The sequence below is a fragment of the Parafrankia sp. FMc2 genome, assembly GCF_041008525.1.
Taxonomy (GTDB): Bacteria; Actinomycetota; Actinomycetes; order Frankiales; family Frankiaceae; genus Parafrankia.
The window spans coordinates 1-22,002 of record NZ_JBFLUG010000005.1 but is presented as its reverse complement, the minus strand read 5'-3'; the positions used below and the strand labels follow the sequence as shown (position 1 = coordinate 22,002).

Sequence of the window (22,002 nt, the reverse complement as noted above, 5' to 3'; positions counted from 1 at the left end):
GACGGCGTTTCTCCCGCGATCAGCCCCGGCGACGCAGCGTGCCGGTCGGCCGGCCCGCGTCGTCCTCCTCCGACTGGAAGACCAGCTCCCCGGCGGCGGACAACGACAGCCGGCTCGTCCCCCCGCTCGTACACAGCGACAGACCGGGCGACAGAGTCGGATTGTCGCCCGTGCCGGGGATGTCCCGCAGCACGACCGCCGACGGCGCGCCGGTGGACGCGGGCTCACTCAGACCGACAAGTTCCTGGTCGCCGACACACCGGATCCCGGTGCTGCCGGCCCCGCCCGCGCCGCCGAGGGCCTCGAGGCCGAGCAGCGTGGTCTCCGAGTGCCCGACGGTCTGGCCGGTGCCACCGGGCTGCAGCGTGATCACCATGTTCTGGACGACGCCCAGGCGGGAGACGATGCGTCCCTCCCAGGACCCGGCGTAGCCGTCGGGCAGCTCCCCGGGCCGGGTCGTGGTGGCGCCCGAGTCGTCGACTGGAGTGCTCGGGGCGGCGCTCGCCAGCCCGGTTTCCTCCGCGGCGCCGTCCCTGGAACCCCGCGAATCCCGCGAGCCGAGAAGAACGACGGCCGTGACGATGATGGTCAGGCACAGCGCGCCCACCGCGGCGACGACGGCCAGCGTTCGCCGGTCACCGCCGGCCCTCGTGGGGACGGGCGGCGGGCTGTAGGCGGGGAACCGTGTGTCACCGGCGTCACTGGTGTCACCGGTGTCGAGGTCGAGGACGTCCACTGCCTGCCGGACCAGCCCGCTGACCAGGGCCGGCGGCAGCCAGTCCGCCCACAGCGCCGCGGCCCCGGTGCCGTCCGGGGCAAGCGCCCGGCGGATCTCGGCGGGCCGGGGACGTCCCTGCGGCGCCTTGTGCAGGCAGGCCTCGACCGTCCCGCGCAGGTCGGGCGGGACGGCGGCCAGCTGGGGCTCGGCGGTGAGAATCCCGTACATCACCGCCGGTGTCCCGGCCCCGGCGAACGGGCCGGCCCCGGTGGCGGCGAACGCGAGGACCGAGCCGAGCGCGAACACGTCACTGGCCGGCCCGACCTCCCCACCGGTGATCTGCTCGGGCGACACGAACGCCGGCGAGCCGATCAGGGCTCCCGCCTGGGTGAGCACGGTCGCGTCGACCGCCCGCGCGATCCCGAAGTCGATCACGGTGGGGCCGTCCACGGTGATCAGCACGTTGGACGGCTTCAGATCCCGGTGGACCACACCCGCGGCGTGCACGGCCTCCAGAGCCTCGGCCAGGCCCGCGCCGAGTGCCCGCACTGTCCGCGGGGGCAACGGCCCGTGCCGGCGCACCGCCTCCAGCAGCGACGGCCCCGGAATGTAGGCCGTGACCAGGTACGGAGGGTCGGCGTCAGCATCCGCGTCGAGTACCCGCGCCGTCCACCGGCCACTGACCCGCCGGGCCGCCTCGACCTCGCGCCGGAACCGGGCGCGGAACGCCGGGTCGCTCGCGAACTCCGGCCGGATCACTTTCACGGCGACCGTGCGCCCACCCGGGCTGCGGGCGAGATACACCCGGCCCATCCCGCCGGACCCGAGGACGCCGAGCAGTCGATAGGCGCCGGCGGCCCGCGGGTCGTCGGAGCCGAGGGATTTCATACGGTGTACCACTCCTCCGGATCTCCGGCGGTCGGGTTCAGCCGAAAGGTACTGGCAAATCGCGGGAATGCCGACGGGAATCATAGGCTGCCGGTATGGATGGCGGCAGAGACGCGGGGCGCGACGGCCGGCCGGTCACGGCGGAGCCACGGTGGCTGCAGGCCAGTGAACGTACCGCGTGGCGTGGGCTCATCGGAGTGATGACCCGGCTGCCGGCCGCGCTGGACGCCCAGCTACGCCAGGACGCGGGCCTGAGTCATTTCGAGTACTCGGTCCTCGTCGGCCTGTCCGAAGCACCGCACCGGACGCTGGCCATGGCCCGGCTCGCCGACTTCACCTGCGGGTCGCTTTCCCGACTGTCGCACGCCGTCAAACGCCTGGAGGACAAGGGCTGGGTGCGCCGCACCCCATGCCCGGCCGATGGCCGGGTCACCAACGCCACCCTCACCGACCAGGGTTTCGAGAAACTCGCGGCGTCCGCCCCAGGCCATGTCGAGACCGTGCGGGACCTGGTGGTCGAGGCGCTGTCCCGCGACCAGCTCGATCAGCTCGGCGCCATCTGCGGCCAGATCCTCAACCGGCTCGACACCGCTCCACCCCGGCCCCGCTGAGCCCTCGCGCTTAGACGCCGGTGGTCGAGCCCGGGCGGACGATCATGAGCACCGTGACCACGGTCCACAACAGGCTGAACAGCCCGCTGGCGACAGCCACGTTGCGGGCGCTCACTGCCGCGGCCCGGGCGTCGATCACGTCGAGGAGCTGCCGCTGACCTGGCAGCACCGCGAGGGCGAGAACACCCGCCGCCACGCCCGTCAGCGCGATCGAGGTGAGCAGCCAGGGGTCCCCGAGGACCCCCATGCTCGCCGCGGTGGCGAAACCCAGGATCGGCACAGTGATGCCGATGGCCGCGTACACGTTGCAGATGCGGTGCAGCGTGCTCACGACGCCCACCGCCCGGGCATCGTCAGGGTCGCGCAGGGCTGCCCGGACCGCGGGTGCGAACATGCTCGCGGCGACGGTCACCGGGCCGATCGCGATGATCGCGACGACAACGTGGGCACTCAGCAGAAAGGTGGTCACGTGTCCGTCCTGGGATGCGGGGATACCTCACGGTAGGTCCCGGGACATCCCGGCCGGCTGTGACGGGAGTACCGCCGGCCCGCGCCGTCCGGACCGCTGCTAGCGGACCTCGGTCCCTTGACCGAGCGCGTCGAACACCGCCGGCCGCTTCTCCGTCCGCGCGGTCAGCGCCTCCGCGAGCCCGGGGCCCTCGAACGCGATGTCCATCTGACGCAATGTGTCCGTCAGCGCATCATCGCGGGAACGGTCGAGGTCGTCGTAGACCTGCTTCTTGATTGTCGCCAGGGAGAACGGCGAGCAGTTCGCCACCAGGTCCGCGGCGTAGGCGAGCGCGGCGTCCAAAACCGCACCATCCGGGACCACCCTGTGCACGAGACCGATCTGCGCGGCCTCCTCGGCGCCGACGGTGCGCCCGGTCAGGAGAAGATCCATCGCCGCCGGCAGGCCGATGAGACGGGGCAGCAGCCAGGACACCCCGTACTCGGCCGCGAGGCCGAGCCTGGAGAACGCGGTCGCGAGCTTCGCCGACTCGGCGGCGATCCGGATGTCACTGCCGAGCATGTAGGCGAAACCGATACCCACCGCCGCCCCGTTGATGGCAGCGATCACCGGCTTGCGCAGGCGCAGCGTCAGCGAGGGCAGGTCGTCCCGGGCCGGGACGAACTTCTTGATCGTCTCGGCGCCGCCGCGCAGCACCTCCAAGTCGGCACCGGAACAGAAGCCGGGGCCCGCTCCGGTGACCACGATCGCCCGGACCTGAGGGTCGTCATCCGCGGCGCGCAGCGCCCTCGCGTAGGCAAGAGCCATCGTCGCGGTGATCGCGTTGCGCGCCTTCGGACGGTTGAAGGTGATGACAGCGACCCCGTCGCGGACCTCGGTCAGGATCTCGCTGTCATCCATGTCCGTCGTCACGCTGCCCGCCTCCGTCATCGAGTCGCCCTCTTGCCGTGCGTCGTCCAGCAGCCTAGGCGACCGTATTGAGCCGGTGTGCAGACATGTGACCGAGCGGGGCAACCCCCGACCGGGCCGCCCCGCTCCGCGTCGCCAGGTCACATGCGGCCACGGGTCGGGGCCTCCTCACGCCGCTGCCCCCGTGCCTGCCCCCGCGCGGCCTCCGTGGCGGCCCGGCCGCTGAAACCGGTGCGGGTGAGAGCACCCATCCGCGGCTCCTCGCCGCCAGCGGACCGCAGCTCCGTGGCGAACTTGGTCAGGCCGATGACCAGCGCGGTCAGCGCAACCCACAGAACCGCCAGCGTGTAGCTCGGACGGTGCTGCGCCGACGCCCAGAAGGCGATGCCGAGCGAGAACGCGCCGATCACCAGCGGAACCCACCACGTCCCGGCCCGTGCCGCGTCGCGCTGTGAGAAGGCCGTGGCCAGCGCGTGGATCCCCAGCGCCAGAAGCGCCCATGCGGCGATGCGGGAGACGACCGTCACTGTGGGCCCCGGCCAGGCAAGCGCCACTATCCCGCCCGCGACAAGCATCACGGCAAGGAGCGCATGCGTGGGGCGCCAGCCACTACCGGAGGCCATTGCCGCCACCAGCTCGCTCAGACCTCCCAGGAGGAGCGTGATCCCGAGAAGGATGGCGATCGATGTGCCTGTCGTCAGCCCGAACATCGGGATGGCCAGTGCCAGCAGGACCCAGACAGCGCCCAGGACGAGTAGCGCCGGGCCGGCCTTCGCCTCGACCGCGGCGTTCCCGCCTGCGTCGCTTGATGCAGTCATGAACTCATCCCTTCAGCGGGTGGTTGACTGTCCTCCTCAGGACTGCCCTGGTAGCGGGAATCTCATACCCTGCGTCACTAGATCAACCCATTCTGTCGCCCTGGTTTCGGTAGGGCTGCGAACGGTTGCCCCCATCGGCCGGCTGGCGCCAACCTGGGACCGTAGGTCTGCTGGGGGCCGCGGCGAGGAGATGCGTTGAAGATCGATTACACCCTGTCGGATGACATCGCCGTGACGTCGACCGACGCTGCCCGGGTCGAGAAGGAGGGCTACGGCGGCGCCTGGGTCGGAGAGACCCGGCACGACCCCTTCATGCAGTGCCTGCAGGCCGCGACCGCCACCGCGTCGATCACCGTCGGAACCTCGATCGCCATCGCTTTCGCGCGGACCCCGATGACCCTCGCCAACCTCGGCTACGACCTGGCGCAGTACAGCGAGGGCCGTTTCGTCCTGGGGCTCGGCTCCCAGATCAAGCCGCACATCGAGAAGCGCTTCTCCATGCCCTGGTCCCACCCCGCGCCGCGGATGCGCGAACTCCTCCTCGGCATCCGGGCGATCTGGGACTCCTGGCAGAACGGCACCAAGCTCGACTTTCGGGGCGACTTCTACACGCACACCCTCATGACGCCCTTCTTCACCCCGAAGCCCCAGGCCTTCGGCCCCCCGCCGATCTACCTCGCCGGGGTCGGCCCGGGTATGACCGAAGTCGCCGGCGAAGCCGCCGACGGATTTATCGTGCATCCCTTCACCACCGTCCGTTACATCGAGGAAGTGACGATTCCGGCACTGCTGCGCGGGCGGGCCCGGGCCGGAAAGAAGGATCTTGAGGGCTTCACGATCTGTGGTCCCTCCTTTGTGACGCTCGGCCGGACGGAGGCCGAGATGGAACGCTCGGTCGCGGCGACCAGGAAGCAGATCGCCTTCTATGGGTCCACCCCGGCCTACCGCCCCGTCTTCGAGATGCACGGCTGGGGTGAGGTCCAGCCGGAGCTCACCACGCTCTCCAAGCAGGGCCGCTGGGACGACATGGCCAGCCTGATCACGGATGACATTCTGGGAGAGTTCTCCGTCGTCGGCACACCCGAAGAGGTCGGTCGGGGACTCCGCGCCAAGATCGGCGACCTCTACGCTCGCACGACCCTCTACGACTCGGGCGGCTCGGACCAGGCACACTGGCCGGCTGTCCTCGACGCCGCGAGCTGACAATGACGTCCGGCTGGCAGTTTGTCGATCCACCGCCGGCTGAGCCGCCATTGCATCCGCGGCACGGTATCCACGAGCCGACCGCTGGCAGTCCTGCCCGCCCTCCAGGATCCGTCCGGCGCACGATCACGATCGACGCGCTGCGTCCGGACGGTGCGCAGGGGAACCTGAGGCTGGTCGGAAAGGGCCGCGATCTGGTCACGGGCCTCGACGGGGCATCCGAGGTGGCCGCCGAAGCACGTTTCACCCTGGAGATCGCGCCCGACGGGCAGCGGAACCTTCTGCGTATCGAGACCACCCCGGCCGTCCCCGAGCTCCGGAGTCTGGTCGGTACGGGCACCATCTCGGGACTGCGGCGCCGCATCGGACAGGCCGCGCCCGATCTCCGCGCGGCCCAGCCGCTCCTCGAAGCCATGCTGGACGACGCGCCGGTGAGCGCCCTCGTCTCCGGTTATGCCCTCGGCCGGATGGGCCTCGTTCCCCGTGCCACAGGCATGCTCCTGGCTCAGACGGACCAGTGCGCCGGATGGGCGCGGGGCGCCACACTCGTCTCGGCCATCGAGCAGGACGGCTTGGTGCCCACGGTCACCGGCCCGGTCGCACCTCCTCTCACCCGACCGGATGATCCCCTGGCGTGGCACGAGACCTCCCAGCTGCCCCCGCACGGCATGCGCCGACACCGGCGCCTCGATGTCACGCGCAGCGCGGAGACCGGCAGCTGCGATCTGGATCTCCTCTTCCGGGACACCTACCAGGCCGCCGGTGGACCCGAGACTGTCATCCACGAGTACACCGTCGGCGGCCGACTGGACCTCGCCACGATGACTCTCGCCGAGGTTTCCTCAGTACCGCGTGCGCTGCCCTGGGTGGAATGCCCGTTGGCGGCTGCCAGCGCATCCCGGCTTACTGGCACACCTGTGGCCGACGCTCGAAAGATGGTCCGGACGGATCTGCAGGGGACCAGCACCTGCACCCATCTCAACGACACGCTCCGGTCGCTCGTCGGTGTTCCCGAACTTGTGTCCCTGCTGCCTCCCGCCCAGCGGGACGCGCGCCGATAGGGGAGAGTGGGACACGCTCCGCTCGTGCCCACTGTCCTCGGGAGTACCTCGTGGCAAGCCGAAACTTCGAGATAGACGTAGTCGACAACGTCGCCTGGCTCGTGCTGTCTCGTCCCGACGAGCTCAACACCCTCCGGCGCGACTTCTGGGACGAGTTTCCCGCCGCTGTCACTGACCTCGGCGCGAACGGTGGTGTCCGTGCGCTCGTCATAGCGTCAACCGGACGGCACTTCACCGCCGGTCTCGACCTTTCTGCGTTCGGCGACACCGAGCTCTTCGCGGCCGGGGAACCGGCGCGGGTCAACCTTGCCCGCCGCTCTCTTGTCCTCAGGATGCAGGAGGCCCTGACCGTACTCGAACGGACTCGTTTTCCTGTGCTCGCCGCCGTGCAGGGCGGATGCATCGGAGGCGGACTCGACCTGGTGACCGCGTGCGACATGAGATACGCGACTGAGGACGCGTTCTTCACTGTTCAGGAGACAAAGATCGGAATTGCCGCTGATCTTGGGACGCTACAGCGTCTTCCCAAGCTGATTCCGGCCGGGATCGCCCGGGAGCTCGTCTACACGGGGCGTCGGTTCCCCGCCGGCCGGGCTCTGGCCGTGGGCCTTGTGAACGAGGTCTTCCCGGATCAGGAATCCATGCTTCGCGGGGTGGGGGAGATCGCCGCGGAGATCGCGGCCAACAGCCCCCTCGCTGTGTGGGGCAGCAAGGAGATGCTGTTGTACGCGCGTGACCACGCAGTGTCGGACGCGCTGACCTACATGGCCACGTGGCAGGCTGGCGCACTCCAGTCCGGCGAGGTCAACGAATCGATCGCGGCTCGGGTGGAGAAGCGGTCACCGGTCTATCCGGACCTCCCTTCCACGACAACACCGGGATAGAGCGTCTCCGTGACGGTCACCGAGTGACCGAGACCGGTCGTCCATTGGAAGACGCCGGGCCGAGGCTGGCAGATCTTCCACCCGCCGCGGTGTCGCCCGCCATGATGCCGCTCGCAGAGAGGCCCCAGGTTGCAGGTCCTGGTGGGCCCACCCTGGGCATAGGGAACCGTGTGGTCGAGGTCGCAGGAGACTGCCGGCCGGCGGCAACCGGGGTGACGGCAGGTCTGGTCGCGTGCCCGTACATGGCGAGCCTGAGCCGGGGACGGGTGCCGGCGGTCGGCAACCTCAACAAGGCGGCCGCGAGGATCTGTGAGGATTCGTCGCCAGGTTGATCCCGGGCGGTTGGCCATCTCGCGCGCAACGGCTGCGGGGATGCTGCCGATGCCCGGGATCTCGCCGGGCGTGGACGTGGTGCCGAGCAGGGCGGTGACGGGCACCAGGACCTGAATCTCGCATGCGAGTGGAGCTGCGTGCTCCCCGCGGCCCGTCAGCAGATCCACGACCACGTCTGCCCGAATCTGATCGATGGTGCGCTCGTCGCTGTCGACACCCCGAGCGGTGATGCCTCGCGCTATGCGGTCGACGCGCCGGAAGCAGGCTTCGGCCTCGTCGACTGGCATGACGGTGGTCAGCCTGCCGATGCCATCCTCGCCCGCCGAAACCCGCACACGCCGCTCAGCTCTACGTACCTGGCGGGTGGCCGCCCCCTCGGGGTCCAGTGTGTGCACGATCTGTCGACAGGCGTCGGTGAATGCTCGGCGGGTGGAGCGTGGACCGCCGGCGAGAGCGCTGTGCTCGACATGCGAGGCGAGCGCGTCGTCAAGAGGCCGGGTGGCGTTCTCCAGTGAGCGGAGCCGCTGAACGTCGATCTTGCCTTCACGCAGGGCACTGAGCGCGCGAGGAAGTCGATCGACGGTGGCGCGTGCGAAGGTCATGTCTCGCGCTGCGGTCGCGGACGACACTCCGATCTCGATCGCGACATCTTCGGGACGGAGTGTCGGGTCACCCGGCCTGGGTAGCGCGGGGTCGTCGGCGGTGAGTGCCGCAAGATTGGCGAGATCCTGAATCAGAGCCGCCTGCGTCCAGGCCAACAGCATGGCCTTGGCTCGGTAGCAGGCGATGTTGTCGCGGAAGCGCTGGACGGCGGACCGCGATGGGGCCTGGCTCCGCTCTTCTCCCTCTCCTCGGATGGGAGTGCTCGCGAAGGAGCTCAACGCGGACGCGCTGGTGTGGTCGGTCAGGTCCACGAACGCGTCGAGCAGCGCGCGGACGAGAGTCGTGGTCTGCCGCTCGGCGGATAGCTTTGACGACGTGGCAAGAGAGACATCGACCTCCTGCATATGATCACCGCCTCGATATCGGGTTTGACTCGAATGTGTGTTCGAATCTAATCGCGGCGTGCGGTTCAGGCAAGGCTGGGGGGTGAGAGACTACGGGCGTGTCTTCTGGCGGTCGAATCCGTAAGCGCTATTGCCTGCGGATGCGCAGTTCGCTGCGGATGACCTGCGGCTTTGGGTAGTTGTATGAACTAGCGGGTCAGGCGGCTTCGGAGCGATCTGTTGCCTGAGCTGGGCAGATAGGCCTGGCTCGGTGCGAGCTTGACCAGATCGGGATGCTGGCCTTACTTTCGTCGCGGCGGAAGCTGACCGACCGATCCGAGCGCAGTCAGCGACTTTTTCGGGCGCGTCTGAAGTTTGCCAAATCAACAGTGTCTGTCGGTGGATGCCAGTGGTGGGCTGGCGCACTGACGCGTCAGCCCACCACTGCGTTCTGGTGCCGGGAACGATGTCTCTCTCGCGAGGGTGGTGGTCCCCGGTATGGAGGTTTCGGCCATCGGTCGTGGGGTGATCGGAGTTCGGGAGATAGGACCTTCGGGTCACGGCCGCGGAGGTGGTCCGTGCCCTCCCGGAAAGCTGAAGCGGGTGCTGGGATGTCGACGTCGGTGCGCGCGTCGAAACTCAGCAGGCCGGCGATCGGCCTGCTCTCGGAACGAGCGTGCTGAAACACTCGGTCGGCGCTACTGACAGCGGGTCCTTGCCGGTGGCCGGGCTCACAGTGCGACCCTGCCGTCCACCGCGCGGGAATTCTGGGCGAACCCACGAAGCATGGCATCCACAGTGAACGAGGCGATCAGCGTGTTCGCCTCGTCGTACACCCGACATTCGGAGTGGGTCATTCCGTCGCCGGCGAAGGTGGAAAGGTGGTGATAGCGCAGCCAGTCGTCGGCGTGGACCACGGAGTGGAAGGAGATGCCGATCGCGTTTATGCCCATCGACAGAGTGCGGTGGGCCTGGCTCTGGCCGACGCCGTCATGCGGACGAAGAGCGGCGGCGATGGATATGTGGCCCGTGAACTGGGCGAGCAGGCCTGCGTGAAGGTGGGGGTCATCGGGAACGTCACGGAACCTGACCCAGGCGTCGATGACCGGAGGCCCCACCGGCGCGGCGGGGTCATCTGTGTACGCCGCGTCGACCATGCGGATGTCCCGACCGGTGACCGACATGTCGCACGGCTCACTGTCGTATGGCCCCGCGCACGCTTCCGGCGGGGCCGAGTGGCGGACAACGTCCGGTGCCGTGACATCGAGCAGCAGGGTGCCACTGGCGCGCCGTTTTCCGCCCTGCGACACATGCACTGCCAGGGTGGAGAAACTCCGTCCTGCGCTGAGTTCGTCGATCTCGAACTCCAGCGGTTCCCGGGCGTCCGCAGCTCGGTAGAAAACCATGTGGGCGGACACGACACGTCGGTCGGGTGCGTGCCTACCCGCTGCGACCACGGCCTGCCCGAGCATCTGACTGCCCTCGACGACAGGGCGTCGAGGATCCGCGAGGGCGGTACTCACGTATCTGCGGTCGCCGGCCGGCCGCACGTTCATGATGTCGATGAGATCCGCGGCGTCACCCCATGTCGGGAACCGCTTGATCGTGATGTCGCCGTCGGCCTCGCCGGGAACTGCATCCACCAGCTCAACCCGGACGCGGTCGTGGTCGAAGGCGATCAGACCACTCAGCCAGTCGAGGCCAGACCCAGGGTGGGTGAACTCCCATACAGCGTCCTGGCCGTCTACGGCTGACGCCCCCGCGGGATCATGCCAGTCGGTGGATCCGGCGGTGGTCTTTCCCTCGAGTGTCCACAGACCCACCTCGCCCTTGACCGGGCAGACTGCCGTATGGCCCTCGTCCAGAAGAAGGTCGATCCGCACGTCGGCGCGAGGAAAGCAGAGGACCGGCACCTCGGCCGCCTCCTGCACCCGGACGGCGGACGCCGATTCGGCTACCAGGGTTTCGCCCCACCACGCCCGTGCCAGGTAGCGGCAGGACTCGTGTGTTAAGGCCGGTCCGTTATCCGACGTGACGTCGGAGGTCACAGGCTGCACGTCACAGGAAGCTAACACCCGGTCGTGGCCGGGACGAGAGATCGGCGGGTGACAGCCGGGCGATCCAGTCGAGAACGAGGGCGTTGAAGGCCTCTGGTCGCTCCTGATGCAGCCAGTGACCTCCCGGCAGCTGACGGACCTCGTCGAACGGGCCCGTGACAACACCTCGCTCCCACGCGGCCCGTTCGGCCTGCCGCTCGGAGTAGACGGACAGAACCGGACAGGTGCGCCTGCCCAGATAGTCGGTGCTCTGGTCCCTTCGACCGAACTGGTCCGCATCGAGCCACATCCCGAAGAGCGCGGCCCGTGCCACAGCGGCCGGGACGGCCAGGGCACGCCGGCGATGCCAGGTGGTGAGATGGGCGGGTGAGTCGGGGCCGGCAAGCGCCTGCAGGTACCGCAGGAGTCGTTCCTGAGTGCCTGGAGCGCCGAGATCGCCGAAGGACTGCTCGGATCGGGCAGCGTCGGTGTCGGTGATGCCGTACGCGGGTTCGACTGCGACGACGGCGCGCACAAGCCCGGCATCTTCGACGGCGAGCGCGCTGGCGACCATGGCGCCCAGTGAGTGTCCGACCGCTACGACGCCGCCGGTGCTCTGAGTGATGCCCAGCTGCCTGAGCAGAGCGGCGATGTCGGCGGCGAGCACACGCGGTCGTAGGCCCTTCGAGCCGGACGATCGTCCATGGCCGCGCAGGTCCACCGCGATCACGCGGTGCTGAGTGACGAAGTCCGGGATCTGGTAGTTCCAGTCGTGCGAGTCGCAGCACCAGCCGTGGATCAGAACCAGCGGCGGTTGCTCGCCGGCGCTGCCCTCCGCGGGGTCATCGGTGAAGAACAGCCTGGTCTCGACCCCAAGGTCGAAGTACGGCATCGATGATCCCCGCTTCGTGGACGACGTTCGCTCACTGAACGACGATCCGTGTCCGTCCGGTGTTCCCAGTGCCGCGGGGCCGCGGCACTGGACGTCGAACGCTCCTGATCGTATGTTCACTACTTAGCTGAACAAAGTGTAGTTACCTAGGGTAACTGAAGGGCGGTGGCCCGTTGTCCTCACCTGGCCCTGTTCCGCTTTCCGTGTTGGATCTGGCGCCGCTTGCCTCCGGTGCATCGACGCCCGAGGCCCTGCGTAACACGATTGATCTGGCGCGCCGCGCGGAGAGCTTCGGCTACAGCCGGTACTGGCTGGCCGAGCATCACCTGACACCGGGGGTGGCCTCCGCCGCGCCTGCTGTTCTGATCGGGCTGGTGGCGGCGGCCACCGAACGGATAAGGGTCGGCTCCGGGGCCGTCCAGACCGGTCATCACACCGCGGTCGTCATCGCCGAGGAGTTCGGGACGATCGCGCACCTGCACCCCGGTCGTGTCGATCTCGGACTTGGCCGGTCCAGTATCGGTCGGCTCAAGGACGGGGCCGCGCTGCCGCCGGCGAACGGGTCGACGACGAAGGAAGCGGCGAAGGGGGCGGCGAAACCCGGATCGCGGGTGGTCGACGGCCTGCTGATCCCCGCGCCGCCAGCGGTTGCCTACGACATCGAGCGGCTGAGTCGGCAGCTCCGGCTGGTCGGCTTCCGGGATGCACCCGACGACGGTTATGACGATCTCGTCCGGGATATCCAGGCCTTTCTGGCGGGTACGTATCAGGATGCGGACGGAACGAGGGTGCCCGCACCGGCTGCGGCCGGTGCCGATCTTCAGATCTGGATCCTTGCCGCGAGTGCGGGGGAGAGCGCGCGTACCGCGGGTCAGCTCGGGCTGCCGCTGGGAGCCAACTACCACGTGGTGCCGTCCACCGTGCTTGACACGGTCGAGGCCTACCGGAAGGCCTTTCAGCCGGGCGTGCTCTCGCAGCCCTGGGTGATGGTTTCGGCAGATGTCGTCGTGGCCCCGGATGACGCGACCGCCCGCAGGCTTGCCAGCGGGTACGGGCCCTGGGTCGCCAGTATCCGCACGGGTCGCGGCGCGATTCCGTTTCCGAGTCCGGAGGAGGCCGACGCGATGGTGCTGACCGACAGGGAACGGGCCGTGGTGGCGGACCGCCTCGACACCCAGTTCGTCGGCTCGCCGGAGACGGTCGTGCGCGGGCTGCGGGTCCTCAGGGACGTCACGGGAGCGGACGAACTGCTCATCACCACCATCACCCACTCCCACACGGATCGGGTGCGTTCCTACGAGCTGCTCGCCGAAGCGTGGTCACGCCAGTGGTAGCCGAGGGAGTGGCGGCCGACGGAGTAGGGCTGGCCGTCGCGCTGGACGGGTGCGGATGGCATCCCGCTGCCTGGCGGGAACCCGAGGCCCGACCGCGCGAGCTGTTCTCCGGCCGCTACTGGACGGAGCTCGTCCAGGAGGCGGAACACGGGCGGCTCGACTTCGTGACGATCGAGGACACGCTTGCGCTGCAGTCCTCCGGTCGGGCCGCCGGAGACGAACCCGACGGACGGGCCGACGAGGTCCAGGGCCGCCTTGATGCGGTGCTGATCGCGGCCCGCGTCGCACCGCTCACCCGAAATGTCGGTCTGGTGCCGACGATCGTCGTGACGCACACCGAGCCGTTCCACATCTCCAAGGCCATCGCGACGCTTGACTTCGCGAGTGCCGGCCGGGCGGGGGTGAGGGTAAGGGTCGCGGCCTCGCGTGACGTCGCCGCACATTTCGGGCGGCGTGACCTGCCGGACCGGTGGTCAGCGGAGTCGGTGGCCGAGCTCTTCGACGAGGCCGCGGACTACGTGGAGGTCGTGCGTCGTCTCTGGGACAGCTGGGAGGACGACGCCGAGATCCGCGATGTGGCCACCGGGCGGTTCATCGACCGGGACAAGCTGCACTACATCGACTTCGCCGGACGTTGGTTCACGGTGCGCGGGCCGTCGATCGTGCCACGGCCGCCGCAGGGGCAGCCGCTGGTGACCGCGCTCGCGCACGACACCGTCCCGTACCGGTTCGCGGCGCGGGCAGCGGATCTTGTGCATGTCACACCGCGCGACGCGCGCGATGCGGCCCGGATCAGTGCGCTGGTACGGGCCGAGTGGGCTGCCGCGGGGCGGCCAGAGACCGAGGCCCGGCTCTTCGCTGATCTCGTGGTGTTTCTGGACGAGGACGGCGGTCGGGCGGCTGAGCGCAGACAGCGTCTCGACGAACGGTCCGGCCCCGAACGGGAGTTCCGCTCGGACGCGCAGATCTTCGTGGGCACCCCGTCGGAACTCGCCGATCTCCTGGCGGAGTGGGCAGAATCCGGGATCGACGGCTTCCAGCTCCGTCCGGCGGTACTCCCCACGGACCTGCGGGCGATCACCCGTAGACTCGTGCCGGAGCTGCGTCGCCGCGGTCTCTTCCGCGATGAGTACCGTGCTGCGACGCTGCGCGGCCGGCTGGGGCTCGACCGCCCGGCGAACCGCTACGCCCCGACGGGCGGTGCGCGGTGAGCCGGCCGGTCAAGCAGATCCACCTCGCCGCGCACTTCCCCGGGGTGAACAACACGACCGTGTGGTCGGACCCCCGCTCGGGCAGCCACATCGACTTCGCGTCGTTCGCCCACTTCGCGCGGACGGCGGAACGGGCGAAGTTCGACTTCCTCTTCCTCGCCGAGGGCCTGCGGCTGCGGGAACAGCGAGGTCGCATCCATGACCTGGACGTGGTCGGACGTCCGGACACGTTCACGGTGCTCGCCGCGCTCGCGGCGGTGACGGAGCGACTGGGACTGGCCGGCACCATCAACTCGACGTTCAACGAGCCGTTCGAAGTGGCCCGGCAGTTCGCCAGCCTCGACCACCTTTCGGACGGCCGGGCAGCGTGGAACGTCGTCACCTCCTGGGACGCGTTCACCGGCGAGAACTTCCGGCGGGGTGGTTTCCTGCCGGAGGACCAGCGCTATGAGCGGGCCGAACAGTTCCTCCGAACCACGTGGGAGCTTTTCGACTCGTGGCGGGCGGATGACATCATCGCCGACAAGGAGTCGGGTGTCTTCCTCGCCGACCCGGCGGCGGGATCGTTCGAGCACAAGGATGCTCATTTCGACATCCGGGGCCGGTTCACGGTGCCGCGTTCACCGCAGGGCCGCCCGGTGATCTTCCAGGCGGGCGACTCGGACGCGGGCCGCGAGTTCGCCGCCTCGTCCGCGGACGCCATCTTCAGCCGGCACAGCGAGTTCGACGCCGGGCGGGCGTTCCACGCCGACGTCAAGCGCCGGCTCGGCCGGTACGGGCGCGCGCCGGAGGACCTCCTCGTTCTGCCGGCGGCCAGCTTCGTCCTCGGTGACACCGACGCCGATGCCCAGGAGCGGGCCGCCCAGGTGCGCCGCCAGCAGGTGAGCGGGGCCACCGCGATTCTGCTACTGGAGCAGGTCTGGAACCGCGATCTGCAGGAACACGATCCGGAGGGCCCGCTGCCCGAGGTCGATCCGCTCCCCGGCGAGCACACGATCGCCAGGGGGCGGGCCAGCGTGCGGATGTACGAGGACCGGCTTGCGACCGCCCGACGGTGGCGCGAGCTCGCGGAGCGGCAGAGGTTGACCACCCGAGAGCTGATCATCGAGGTGACGGGTCGGCAGACCTTCGTCGGCAGCCCGGGTGCCGTCGCGGAGGCGATCAACCGCTTCGTCCAGGCGGACGCGGCGGACGGGTTCATCCTCGTGCCGCACATCACCCCGAGCGGGCTGGACGAGTTCGCCGACACCGTCGTGCCGCTGCTCCAGGAACGCGGTGTGTTCCGCGCCGAATATGAGGGGGCCACGCTTCGCGACCATCTCGGCCTCCGGACCGGCGTGGACGCCGTCCGCCAGTTCTGAAGATTGGCTGCGGGTCGGCGGGGTATCTATCACGGTGCACACGCCGTGTGTGTGCGTACCGTTTTTCCGTGCACCTGACCGACCCGGGCTCTGACGCTGAGTGGCAGGAGCCGGAAGAGGGAGACCGGAGGACGATCACCTCGATGGCCAGTTAACGGGAATGTCACCTCGCGGCAGGTATATTCGGACATCTTGTTGTTGTCGTGAGGAGACGGTCCGCGGCGTGCCGCGGATCCGGCGGTTGGAGGAACATGGCCGCGATTGTCGAGTTGGCGGCGTCGATCGATGGCATCCCGACCCTTGAGGAGACGGACGCGATGCTTGAGGAGCTGCGTCAGCTTCCACGGGATGCGACCACGAGCGAGCTGATTGACGGGCTTCTCGAGATCCGGGTGCTGCTCGGCGCGACGTGACCTGCGGCTACCGGGTTCCGTAGGGGCGAGCGGGCCGGCGTCCGCAGTGGTGCCGGCCAGCTCCTGGTGACGGTTTCGCTCGACGTGCTGGCGGGGGGGAACGCTACTTCAGATCGGCCCGCGGCTCCCGGCGACCAGCTGGAGAAACTTCTTCGCTCTTTATCCGATTTCCTGGCGCCTCTTCGGTAGAAACCGGAGAACATTCCGGGGGCCTTGCCTTACAAAGCGATCAGCCAAGTGGTGCGGTAACGTTCGCCGCGCTGTCCGGCGCGTTCGGAAGCAATCTTGGAAATGAATCGCTGACAGGAAGGCAGGAACATGACGCAGGTGCAGGACCGGCAGGAGCAGCAGCAGGAGCGGCAGCGTCAGCAGCAGATCGAGCGTCAGCTGCGCCAGAACTGGCGCCAGATCCGTTACAGCATCCTGGACCAGTTCGGGCAGGTCAGCACCGCTGACCTCGACGCCGCCACCAACGTGAACGACCTGGTCGCGCGCATCGCGGACAAGACCCACCACAGCGAGCGCTACGTCCAGAACCGTCTCCAGGAGCTGGCTGGCGTCGGCGCCGGGCAGGGCATCCAGAACCTCCAGGGGATCCAGAACCTCCAGGGGATCCAGGGGCAGCGCTTCGGCGCATAGCCTCTCTCCAACCACACCGCTTGTGCTGAGCGTGTGACAGGGCCGGTGGCCACCCGCGGCGAGCGAGTCGCGCCGTGCGGGTGGCCACCTGGTCCGGCCGAGAGCTACGGGCCGTGTCCGGGCGCGAGGATCCCGGCCGGATCGAACACGCGGCGCAGTCGGCGCTGCAGGCGCAGGTTCGTCTCGCCGAGTTCGGTTCCGAGCCACTGGCGCTTGAGCACGCCGATCCCGTGCTCGCCGGTCACGGTGCCGCCGAGCTCCAGCGCGGTCCTGAAGATCCGCTCGGCGGCGTGCCAGGCCGCCGCGGGAATAGCGGCCGACCCGGATCCGGGCCCGTCGACGTCCGGTCGGCCCACCACGATGATCGGGTGCAGGTTGCCGTCGGCCGCGTGCGCGATGGTGAAGATCTGCACGCCGGTGTCCGCACCGATCTCCGCGACGCGGGCCGCGGCCTGCGCCAGCTGGGAGCGGGGGACCGCGATGTCCTCGATCAGGACCCGGCCGAGGCGTTCGAGGGACGGCAGGGCGGCCCGCCGAGCGGCCAGCAGCTGCCGGGTGGTCTCCTCATCGGCCGAGCGTTGCACGTCCCGGGCGCTGCCGCGCAGGATCTCCTCGGCGGCGTCACCCTCACGGTCCGCCCCGGGGCCGTCGGTCTGGACCAGCAGGAGGGTCTCCCCGCGAAGGGCGAGATCTCCGCCGGTCGCGGCGTCGACGGCGCGGACGGTCGGGCCGTCGAGCAGCTCCGCCATGGCCACGACGATTCCCGCCGCCGCGATGCCGGTGACGGCGTCGACCGCCGCGCCGAAGGAGTCGAAGAACGCGGCCAGGGTGACCGTCCCGACCGGCACCGGCCGCAACCGCAGGGTGGCGCCGACCACCACCCCGAGGGTTCCCTCCGACCCGACGAACAGACTGGTCAGGTCGTAGCCGGCGACTCCCTTGACGGAGCGCTGGCCGGTGCGGATGATCTCGCCGTCGGCGAGCACCACCTCCAGACCCAGCACTGACTCACGGGTCACGCCGTACTTGGCGCACCGCAGCCCACCGGCATTGGTCGCGATGTTGCCGCCGATCGTGGAGATCGTGGAACTCGCGGGGTCGGGGGCGTAGGTCAGACCCACCGCGCGGGCGGCGCGGTCGAGGTCATCGGTGATCACCCCGGGCTCGACCACGGCGACCTGGTCGGTTCTGGAGATCTCGCGGATGTGGTTCATCCGGTGCAGGTCGAGGATCAGCGCACCGTCCGGCGCGGCCGCGCCGCCGGCGAGACCGGTACCGGCCCCCCGGACCGTCACCGGGACGCCGTACCTGGAGGCGTGGCGCAGCACGGCGCGCACGTCGTCGGCGCTGTGGGCGAAGGCGACGCCGAGCGGGCGCCCTTCCGGCTGCCAGCCGGAGCGGTCGAGCCGGTGTGCGTCGACGACCGCATCCTGCCGGCTCCACTGCCCGTCCGGCAGCGGTGGCGGCCGGACGTCCCGGACGTCCGTCACGGCCCGGTGGCCACGGGACGGCTCGGGTCGGACGACCAGGCTGACCACGAACCCGGGTAGAGCGCGGCCGCGACCCCGGCGATGGCGAGGGCGGCGACCTCGTGCGCCGCGGTGACGCCCGAGCCGCAGTAGACCCCCACCGGCCGGTCGCCCGTGGTCGCCCCCCACGCGGCGAAGCGTTCCCGCAGCTCGTCCGGGGTGCGGAACCGACCGCGGGCGTCCAGGTTGTCACCGGTCGACGCGCTCACCGCACCGGGGATGTGGCCAGCGCGCGGGTCGACCGGTTCCACCTCGCCGCGAAAGCGCTCGGGGGCGCGGGCGTCGAGCAGAACGCCGTCGCCGGCGACCTGGGCCGCGGCGTCGGCGTCGAGGGTGGGCAGGTGACCGGAACCGAGCACCACGTCACCCGGCACGGGTGTGACAGCACCGGCCTCCAGGGCGTACCCGGCCTCGCGCCACGCGGTGAGCGCACCGTCGAGGATGCGGACGTCGGTGAGTCCGGCCCAGCGCAGCAGCCACCAGGCGCGCGCCGCGGACAGGCCGCCGTTGTTGTCGTAGACGACGACCGGCCGGTCGTTGCGCAGGCCCCACCGCCGTGCCGCGCCCTGCAGGTCCGCGACGGTCGGCAGGGGGTGGCGCCCGGCCTGCGGGGTCGGCAGGGCGGCCAGCTCGGTGTCCAGGTCGACGTAGACAGCCCCGGGCAGGTGCCCGGCCAGGTAGTGGTCCTGCCCGTGCGGGTCGCCGAGGGCCCATCGGACGTCCAGCAGGACCGGCGGCTGTTCCACGGCGAGCTCGGCGTGCAGCGTGGCCGCGTCGACGAGAACGACGTCGGCGCCGGAACCCGCGTCGGCGGCCGGCCGCGCCGAGGCGAGCAGGCGGTGGACGGCGTCCTCGCCGAGCCGACCCGGGCCGTTCGCGTCCTGGGCGACCCGGGCGATGTCGCGCTGCACACCGGCGTTGAGCGGGGCCGAGGTGCCGTGCAGGCGGGCGAGCAGCGCGATCTCCCCGTTCAGGAAGTCCGACTCGACGGAGGCACCGCGCGCCAGGCTCTGCCAGGTCGAGCTGCCCTGCCGGTCGTGGCCGGCGATCTCATGGTGGACGAGGCCGGACAGGTCGAGCGCGCCCTTGTTGCCGATCACCTCGGTGACCTCGACGCCCGCCTCGGCGAGCACCTGGCGGGCCTCTGCCACGAGCGCCTCGGCGAGGGCGTCGCGGGCCGGGCCGGGCTGGTAGGCAGCGTCCAGGTTGTAGCCGAGGTTCCCGAGCAGCTTGCCGGCCTTCCAGCGGTCGACGTCCGGGACGACCTGCACCGCGAAGGCGGCGCGGCGCAGGTCGGCGGCGATGCGGTCGACCACCGGGCTCGTGCCGCGCGGGGCGAGCCCGAGGTAGAAGGCTCCGACGAGCGGCGCGGACGGGCTGACCACCTCACCGGGCGTCGAGTAGGAGGAGGGAATGATCACCACGGCGTCGACGACGGCGTGGAAGCGGCGCAGCGCGGTGCGGGCGTTCTCCAGGCCGTTCTGCAGGAGGACGACGGGGAGGGCCTCGGCGGCGGTCCCCGCCGGGGCGACGGGGCGCCAGGCCCATGCCGCCAGCAGCGCCTCCGAGTCCTGTGACTTCGTTGCCAGGACCAGGACGTCGCCGGCTCGCAGGTCGACGTCCTGGGGGCCGCCGGCGACGGGGACCGGGATCTTCCGGTCGGAGTCGGGACGGATGTAACGGAGCCCGCTGGCCCGCAGTGCCTCCAGATGGGCGCCGCGGGCGACCAGGACGACGTCCGTGCCAGCCTCGTACAACTGGGCGGCGACCGTGGCACCGACGGCGCCCGCGCCGATGATGACGTACCTGCTGGTCATGCGCTCGCCCAGGCGGCGATCGCCGGGAGCTTCCGGTCGGTCACCCCGGCCAGCGCGGCCGGTACACCCTGCTCGCCGGCGGCGAGGGCGAGGTCACGCAGCCTTTCCAGGAAGAGGACGACGACCGCGGCGGCGGTGCGGTGGGTGGCGTCGTTGAGCGCGTCGTGCCGGCCGCCGGCGATGGTCACGAACTCGGCGGACGGGGCGTTCGCGACGCTCTCCCTCGCCGCGCGGACCGGGCTGACCAGGTCGGCCGCGCCGTGGACGGCGAGCACCGGCACCTGGACCCGCCCCAGGTCGGCGGCCGCGAACCAGTCGGCCGGGACGGGGGTGAGCAGCGAGCCGCGCCGGACCTGCGGGTCGTTGCTGAGCCGGGACTGGTGGGTGGGGCAGGCAGTGCGCTCGGCGAGCTCGCTGTCCCAGCTGCCGGCGGAGGCGGCATGCTCCCCGGCCGGGAGCCCGGCCAGGATGAGGCCGTCGACGGGGTTCTGCGCGCCGGTGCCGGCCGTGGCCAGCGCGGCGACGAAGGCCGCACCCGCGTCGGAGCCGGCCAGCACCCGTGGGCCCGGCAGGTCGGGGTCGTCGAGCAGCTCGCGGACCTGGGCCCGGACACCGGCCTCGTCCGCGGTGGGGTCGCCGACCACGCGGACCTTGTACCCGTCGAAGGCGACGCGGGTACCGAACCGCTCGTACACGCCGGGGTGCTCCCCGCGGCCGGCGACGAGGATCACCGTTCCGCGCGGGGCGACCGCAGGCGGGTTGTCCCACGCGCTGACCGCGGCGGAGGGAGCTTCCTGGACAAACGGAGAGGAGGTCATCGGTGCCTGTCCTGTCGTGGGGAGAGATCGGGCGTCGCCGGGCAGGCGGCAGCACCCCGGACCGGCCGGGGCCGGGAACAGGGAGAGCAGCAGCGGCGTCGAGGGCGGTCGCGGTCGGATGCGCGGAGCACCCCGGAACGGAGCACCCCGGAACGGAGCACTCAGGAACGGAGCACTCAGGAAACGCGACAGGAGGTCGAGCTGACACGACCGAAGTCGACGACCCGGCGGCGGGTCAGGTGGGTGACGGGGCTCCCCGTCAGCAGCCCGCTCCTGCTCCGGTGGGCTCTTCCCGGCATGTCCACCAGGATGGTTGGAAATATCGCGGCTGTAAAGCGCGGCTCTGTGATCAAAACGATCAGTAATCGTGATAGATCATCTATCATGGCTGCTGTGTCCCCTGTGCTCGACCTGGTTGCGCTGCGCAGCCTGGTGGCCATCGCCGACTGCGGCGGATTCCGCCGCGCCGCGGAGGCGCTCAGCGTGTCGCAGTCGGCTGTCAGCCAGCATGTGCGCCGGCTGGAGAAGGTCGTGGGCAGGCCCCTGGTCGAGCCGGCCGGCCGGGGCGCGCGCCTCACGCCGGAGGGTGAGCTGCTGCTCTCCGCCGGGCGGCGGATCCTCGCCGTGCACGACGACGCCCTCGACCTGCTGGGGGTCGGCGCCCCCGTCCCGCAGACCGCCCTCGCCGTCGGTTCCACCGAGCATGCCGCCGACCACCTGATCCCCCGGGTGATGCAGACCCTCGCGGAGGGCTTCCCGGGGGCGGAGGTCAGGTTCCGTATCGACCGCGGCGCGCGGCTCGTCCAGGCGCTCGAGCGGGGCACGCTTGATGTCGCCGTCCTGGTCGGCACGGCCAGCGGCCCGGCCGGCCAGGCGGCGGGCGAGCTGCCGCTGGCGTGGTATTCGGCGCCTGGCTGGGACGTGCCGCCCCCGGAGCGCCCGCTGCCCCTGGTCGCCGTGGACGAGCCGTGCACGATCCGCACGCAGGCCCTGACCTCCCTCGCCCGGGCCGGCCGCGCCGCGTCGGTGGTGGGGGCTGTCGCTTATACACCTCACCGGCCCCACGAGACCA

At 70.3% G+C, this 22,002-nt stretch carries 20 protein-coding genes; 10 read left to right on the top strand and 10 right to left on the bottom strand.

The genetic code is table 11. The features are described 5' to 3' along the window. Positions 1–19: 19 nt before the first annotated feature. Positions 20–1,606, bottom strand: coding sequence for a protein kinase domain-containing protein (locus AB1460_RS03310; protein ID WP_368959069.1), 1,587 nt, complete (start codon positions 1,604–1,606; stop codon positions 20–22). A gap of 95 nt (positions 1,607–1,701) precedes the next feature. Here AB1460_RS03310 and AB1460_RS03305 point away from each other — a divergent pair, with 95 nt between their 5' ends. After that, positions 1,702–2,217 (top strand): MarR family winged helix-turn-helix transcriptional regulator, encoded by a 516-nt coding sequence (locus tag AB1460_RS03305; RefSeq protein ID WP_368959068.1) that lies wholly within the window; start codon positions 1,702–1,704, stop codon positions 2,215–2,217. Between the two features lie 10 nt (positions 2,218–2,227). Here the strand turns inward: AB1460_RS03305 and AB1460_RS03300 are convergent, their stop codons facing one another. From AB1460_RS03300 to AB1460_RS03290, 3 genes are all read right to left on the bottom strand, one after another. After that, on the bottom strand, positions 2,228–2,686 hold the full coding sequence (locus tag AB1460_RS03300) for a hypothetical protein (RefSeq protein WP_368959067.1): 459 nt from the start codon (positions 2,684–2,686) through the stop codon (positions 2,228–2,230). A 99-nt stretch (positions 2,687–2,785) separates the two neighbouring features. Next, entirely contained in the window at positions 2,786–3,616 is an 831-nt protein-coding gene (locus tag AB1460_RS03295; protein ID WP_368959065.1) for an enoyl-CoA hydratase-related protein, read from the bottom strand. A 119-nt stretch (positions 3,617–3,735) separates the two neighbouring features. Next, positions 3,736–4,413 (bottom strand): DUF308 domain-containing protein, encoded by a 678-nt coding sequence (locus tag AB1460_RS03290; RefSeq protein WP_368959064.1) that lies wholly within the window; start codon positions 4,411–4,413, stop codon positions 3,736–3,738. A 195-nt stretch (positions 4,414–4,608) separates the two neighbouring features. Here AB1460_RS03290 and AB1460_RS03285 point away from each other — a divergent pair, with 195 nt between their 5' ends. Genes AB1460_RS03285 through AB1460_RS03275 form a run of 3 tightly spaced genes read left to right on the top strand, consistent with a single transcriptional unit; the run spans position 4,609 to position 7,561 of the window. Further along, positions 4,609–5,616, top strand: coding sequence for an LLM class F420-dependent oxidoreductase (locus AB1460_RS03285; RefSeq protein ID WP_368959063.1), 1,008 nt, complete (start codon positions 4,609–4,611; stop codon positions 5,614–5,616). Positions 5,617–5,666: 50 nt separating this feature from the next. Further along, a complete protein-coding gene (locus tag AB1460_RS03280) occupies positions 5,667–6,677 on the top strand; it encodes a DUF2889 domain-containing protein (protein ID WP_368959062.1) in 1,011 nt (336 codons plus the stop codon). Positions 6,678–6,727: 50 nt separating this feature from the next. After that, the gene (locus AB1460_RS03275) at positions 6,728–7,561 is read left to right on the top strand and encodes an enoyl-CoA hydratase-related protein (RefSeq protein WP_368959061.1); all 834 of its coding nucleotides are present in this window, start codon (positions 6,728–6,730) and stop codon (positions 7,559–7,561) included. On the opposite strand, the gene AB1460_RS03270 is transcribed toward AB1460_RS03275, so the two are convergent. From AB1460_RS03270 to AB1460_RS03260, 3 genes are all read right to left on the bottom strand, one after another. Beyond that, on the bottom strand, positions 7,525–8,901 hold the full coding sequence (locus AB1460_RS03270) for an HNH endonuclease signature motif containing protein (protein ID WP_368959060.1): 1,377 nt from the start codon (positions 8,899–8,901) through the stop codon (positions 7,525–7,527). The two genes, AB1460_RS03275 and AB1460_RS03270, sit on opposite strands and share 37 nt — an antisense overlap. A 710-nt stretch (positions 8,902–9,611) precedes the next feature. Further along, on the bottom strand, positions 9,612–10,928 hold the full coding sequence (locus AB1460_RS03265; protein ID WP_368959059.1) for a DUF427 domain-containing protein: 1,317 nt from the start codon (positions 10,926–10,928) through the stop codon (positions 9,612–9,614). 10 nt (positions 10,929–10,938) lie between these two features. Next, on the bottom strand, positions 10,939–11,808 hold the full coding sequence (locus tag AB1460_RS03260; RefSeq protein WP_368959058.1) for an alpha/beta fold hydrolase: 870 nt from the start codon (positions 11,806–11,808) through the stop codon (positions 10,939–10,941). 203 nt (positions 11,809–12,011) lie between these two features. Between AB1460_RS03260 and AB1460_RS03255 the strand changes: the two genes are divergently transcribed. The 5 genes from AB1460_RS03255 to AB1460_RS03235 all read left to right on the top strand — a co-directional run bounded on the left by AB1460_RS03255 (position 12,012) and on the right by AB1460_RS03235 (position 16,766). After that, a complete protein-coding gene (locus tag AB1460_RS03255; protein WP_368959057.1) occupies positions 12,012–13,142 on the top strand; it encodes an LLM class flavin-dependent oxidoreductase in 1,131 nt (376 codons plus the stop codon). After that, positions 13,124–14,353: an LLM class flavin-dependent oxidoreductase gene (locus AB1460_RS03250; RefSeq protein ID WP_368959055.1), complete on the top strand. Its 1,230-nt coding sequence runs from the start codon at positions 13,124–13,126 to the stop codon at positions 14,351–14,353. The genes AB1460_RS03255 and AB1460_RS03250 overlap by 19 nt, the downstream gene beginning before the upstream one ends. After that, a complete protein-coding gene (locus tag AB1460_RS03245) occupies positions 14,350–15,714 on the top strand; it encodes an NtaA/DmoA family FMN-dependent monooxygenase (protein ID WP_368959054.1) in 1,365 nt (454 codons plus the stop codon). The genes AB1460_RS03250 and AB1460_RS03245 overlap by 4 nt, the downstream gene beginning before the upstream one ends. Before the next feature lie 251 nt (positions 15,715–15,965). Next, complete coding sequence (locus tag AB1460_RS03240; protein WP_018640312.1) at positions 15,966–16,127, top strand: hypothetical protein; 162 nt, start codon at positions 15,966–15,968, stop codon at positions 16,125–16,127. A gap of 318 nt (positions 16,128–16,445) precedes the next feature. Continuing rightward, a complete protein-coding gene (locus AB1460_RS03235) occupies positions 16,446–16,766 on the top strand; it encodes a hypothetical protein (RefSeq protein WP_368959053.1) in 321 nt (106 codons plus the stop codon). A gap of 104 nt (positions 16,767–16,870) precedes the next feature. Here AB1460_RS03235 and AB1460_RS03230 read toward each other — a convergent pair whose 3' ends face one another. From AB1460_RS03230 to AB1460_RS03220, 3 genes are read right to left on the bottom strand one after another with little or no spacing between them, the layout of a single operon-like run. Next, the gene (locus AB1460_RS03230) at positions 16,871–18,256 is read right to left on the bottom strand and encodes an FAD-binding oxidoreductase (RefSeq protein WP_368959052.1); all 1,386 of its coding nucleotides are present in this window, start codon (positions 18,254–18,256) and stop codon (positions 16,871–16,873) included. Continuing rightward, complete coding sequence (locus tag AB1460_RS03225; protein WP_368959051.1) at positions 18,253–20,112, bottom strand: rhodanese-like domain-containing protein; 1,860 nt, start codon at positions 20,110–20,112, stop codon at positions 18,253–18,255. Before AB1460_RS03225 ends, AB1460_RS03230 begins: the two co-directional genes overlap by 4 nt. Beyond that, positions 20,109–20,930 (bottom strand): alpha/beta hydrolase, encoded by an 822-nt coding sequence (locus AB1460_RS03220; protein ID WP_368959050.1) that lies wholly within the window; start codon positions 20,928–20,930, stop codon positions 20,109–20,111. Before AB1460_RS03220 ends, AB1460_RS03225 begins: the two co-directional genes overlap by 4 nt. A gap of 384 nt (positions 20,931–21,314) precedes the next feature. On the opposite strand from AB1460_RS03220, the gene AB1460_RS03215 reads away from it, so the two are divergent. Continuing rightward, a partial coding sequence (locus AB1460_RS03215; RefSeq protein WP_368959049.1) for a LysR family transcriptional regulator occupies positions 21,315–22,002 on the top strand: 688 nt, incomplete at its 3' end.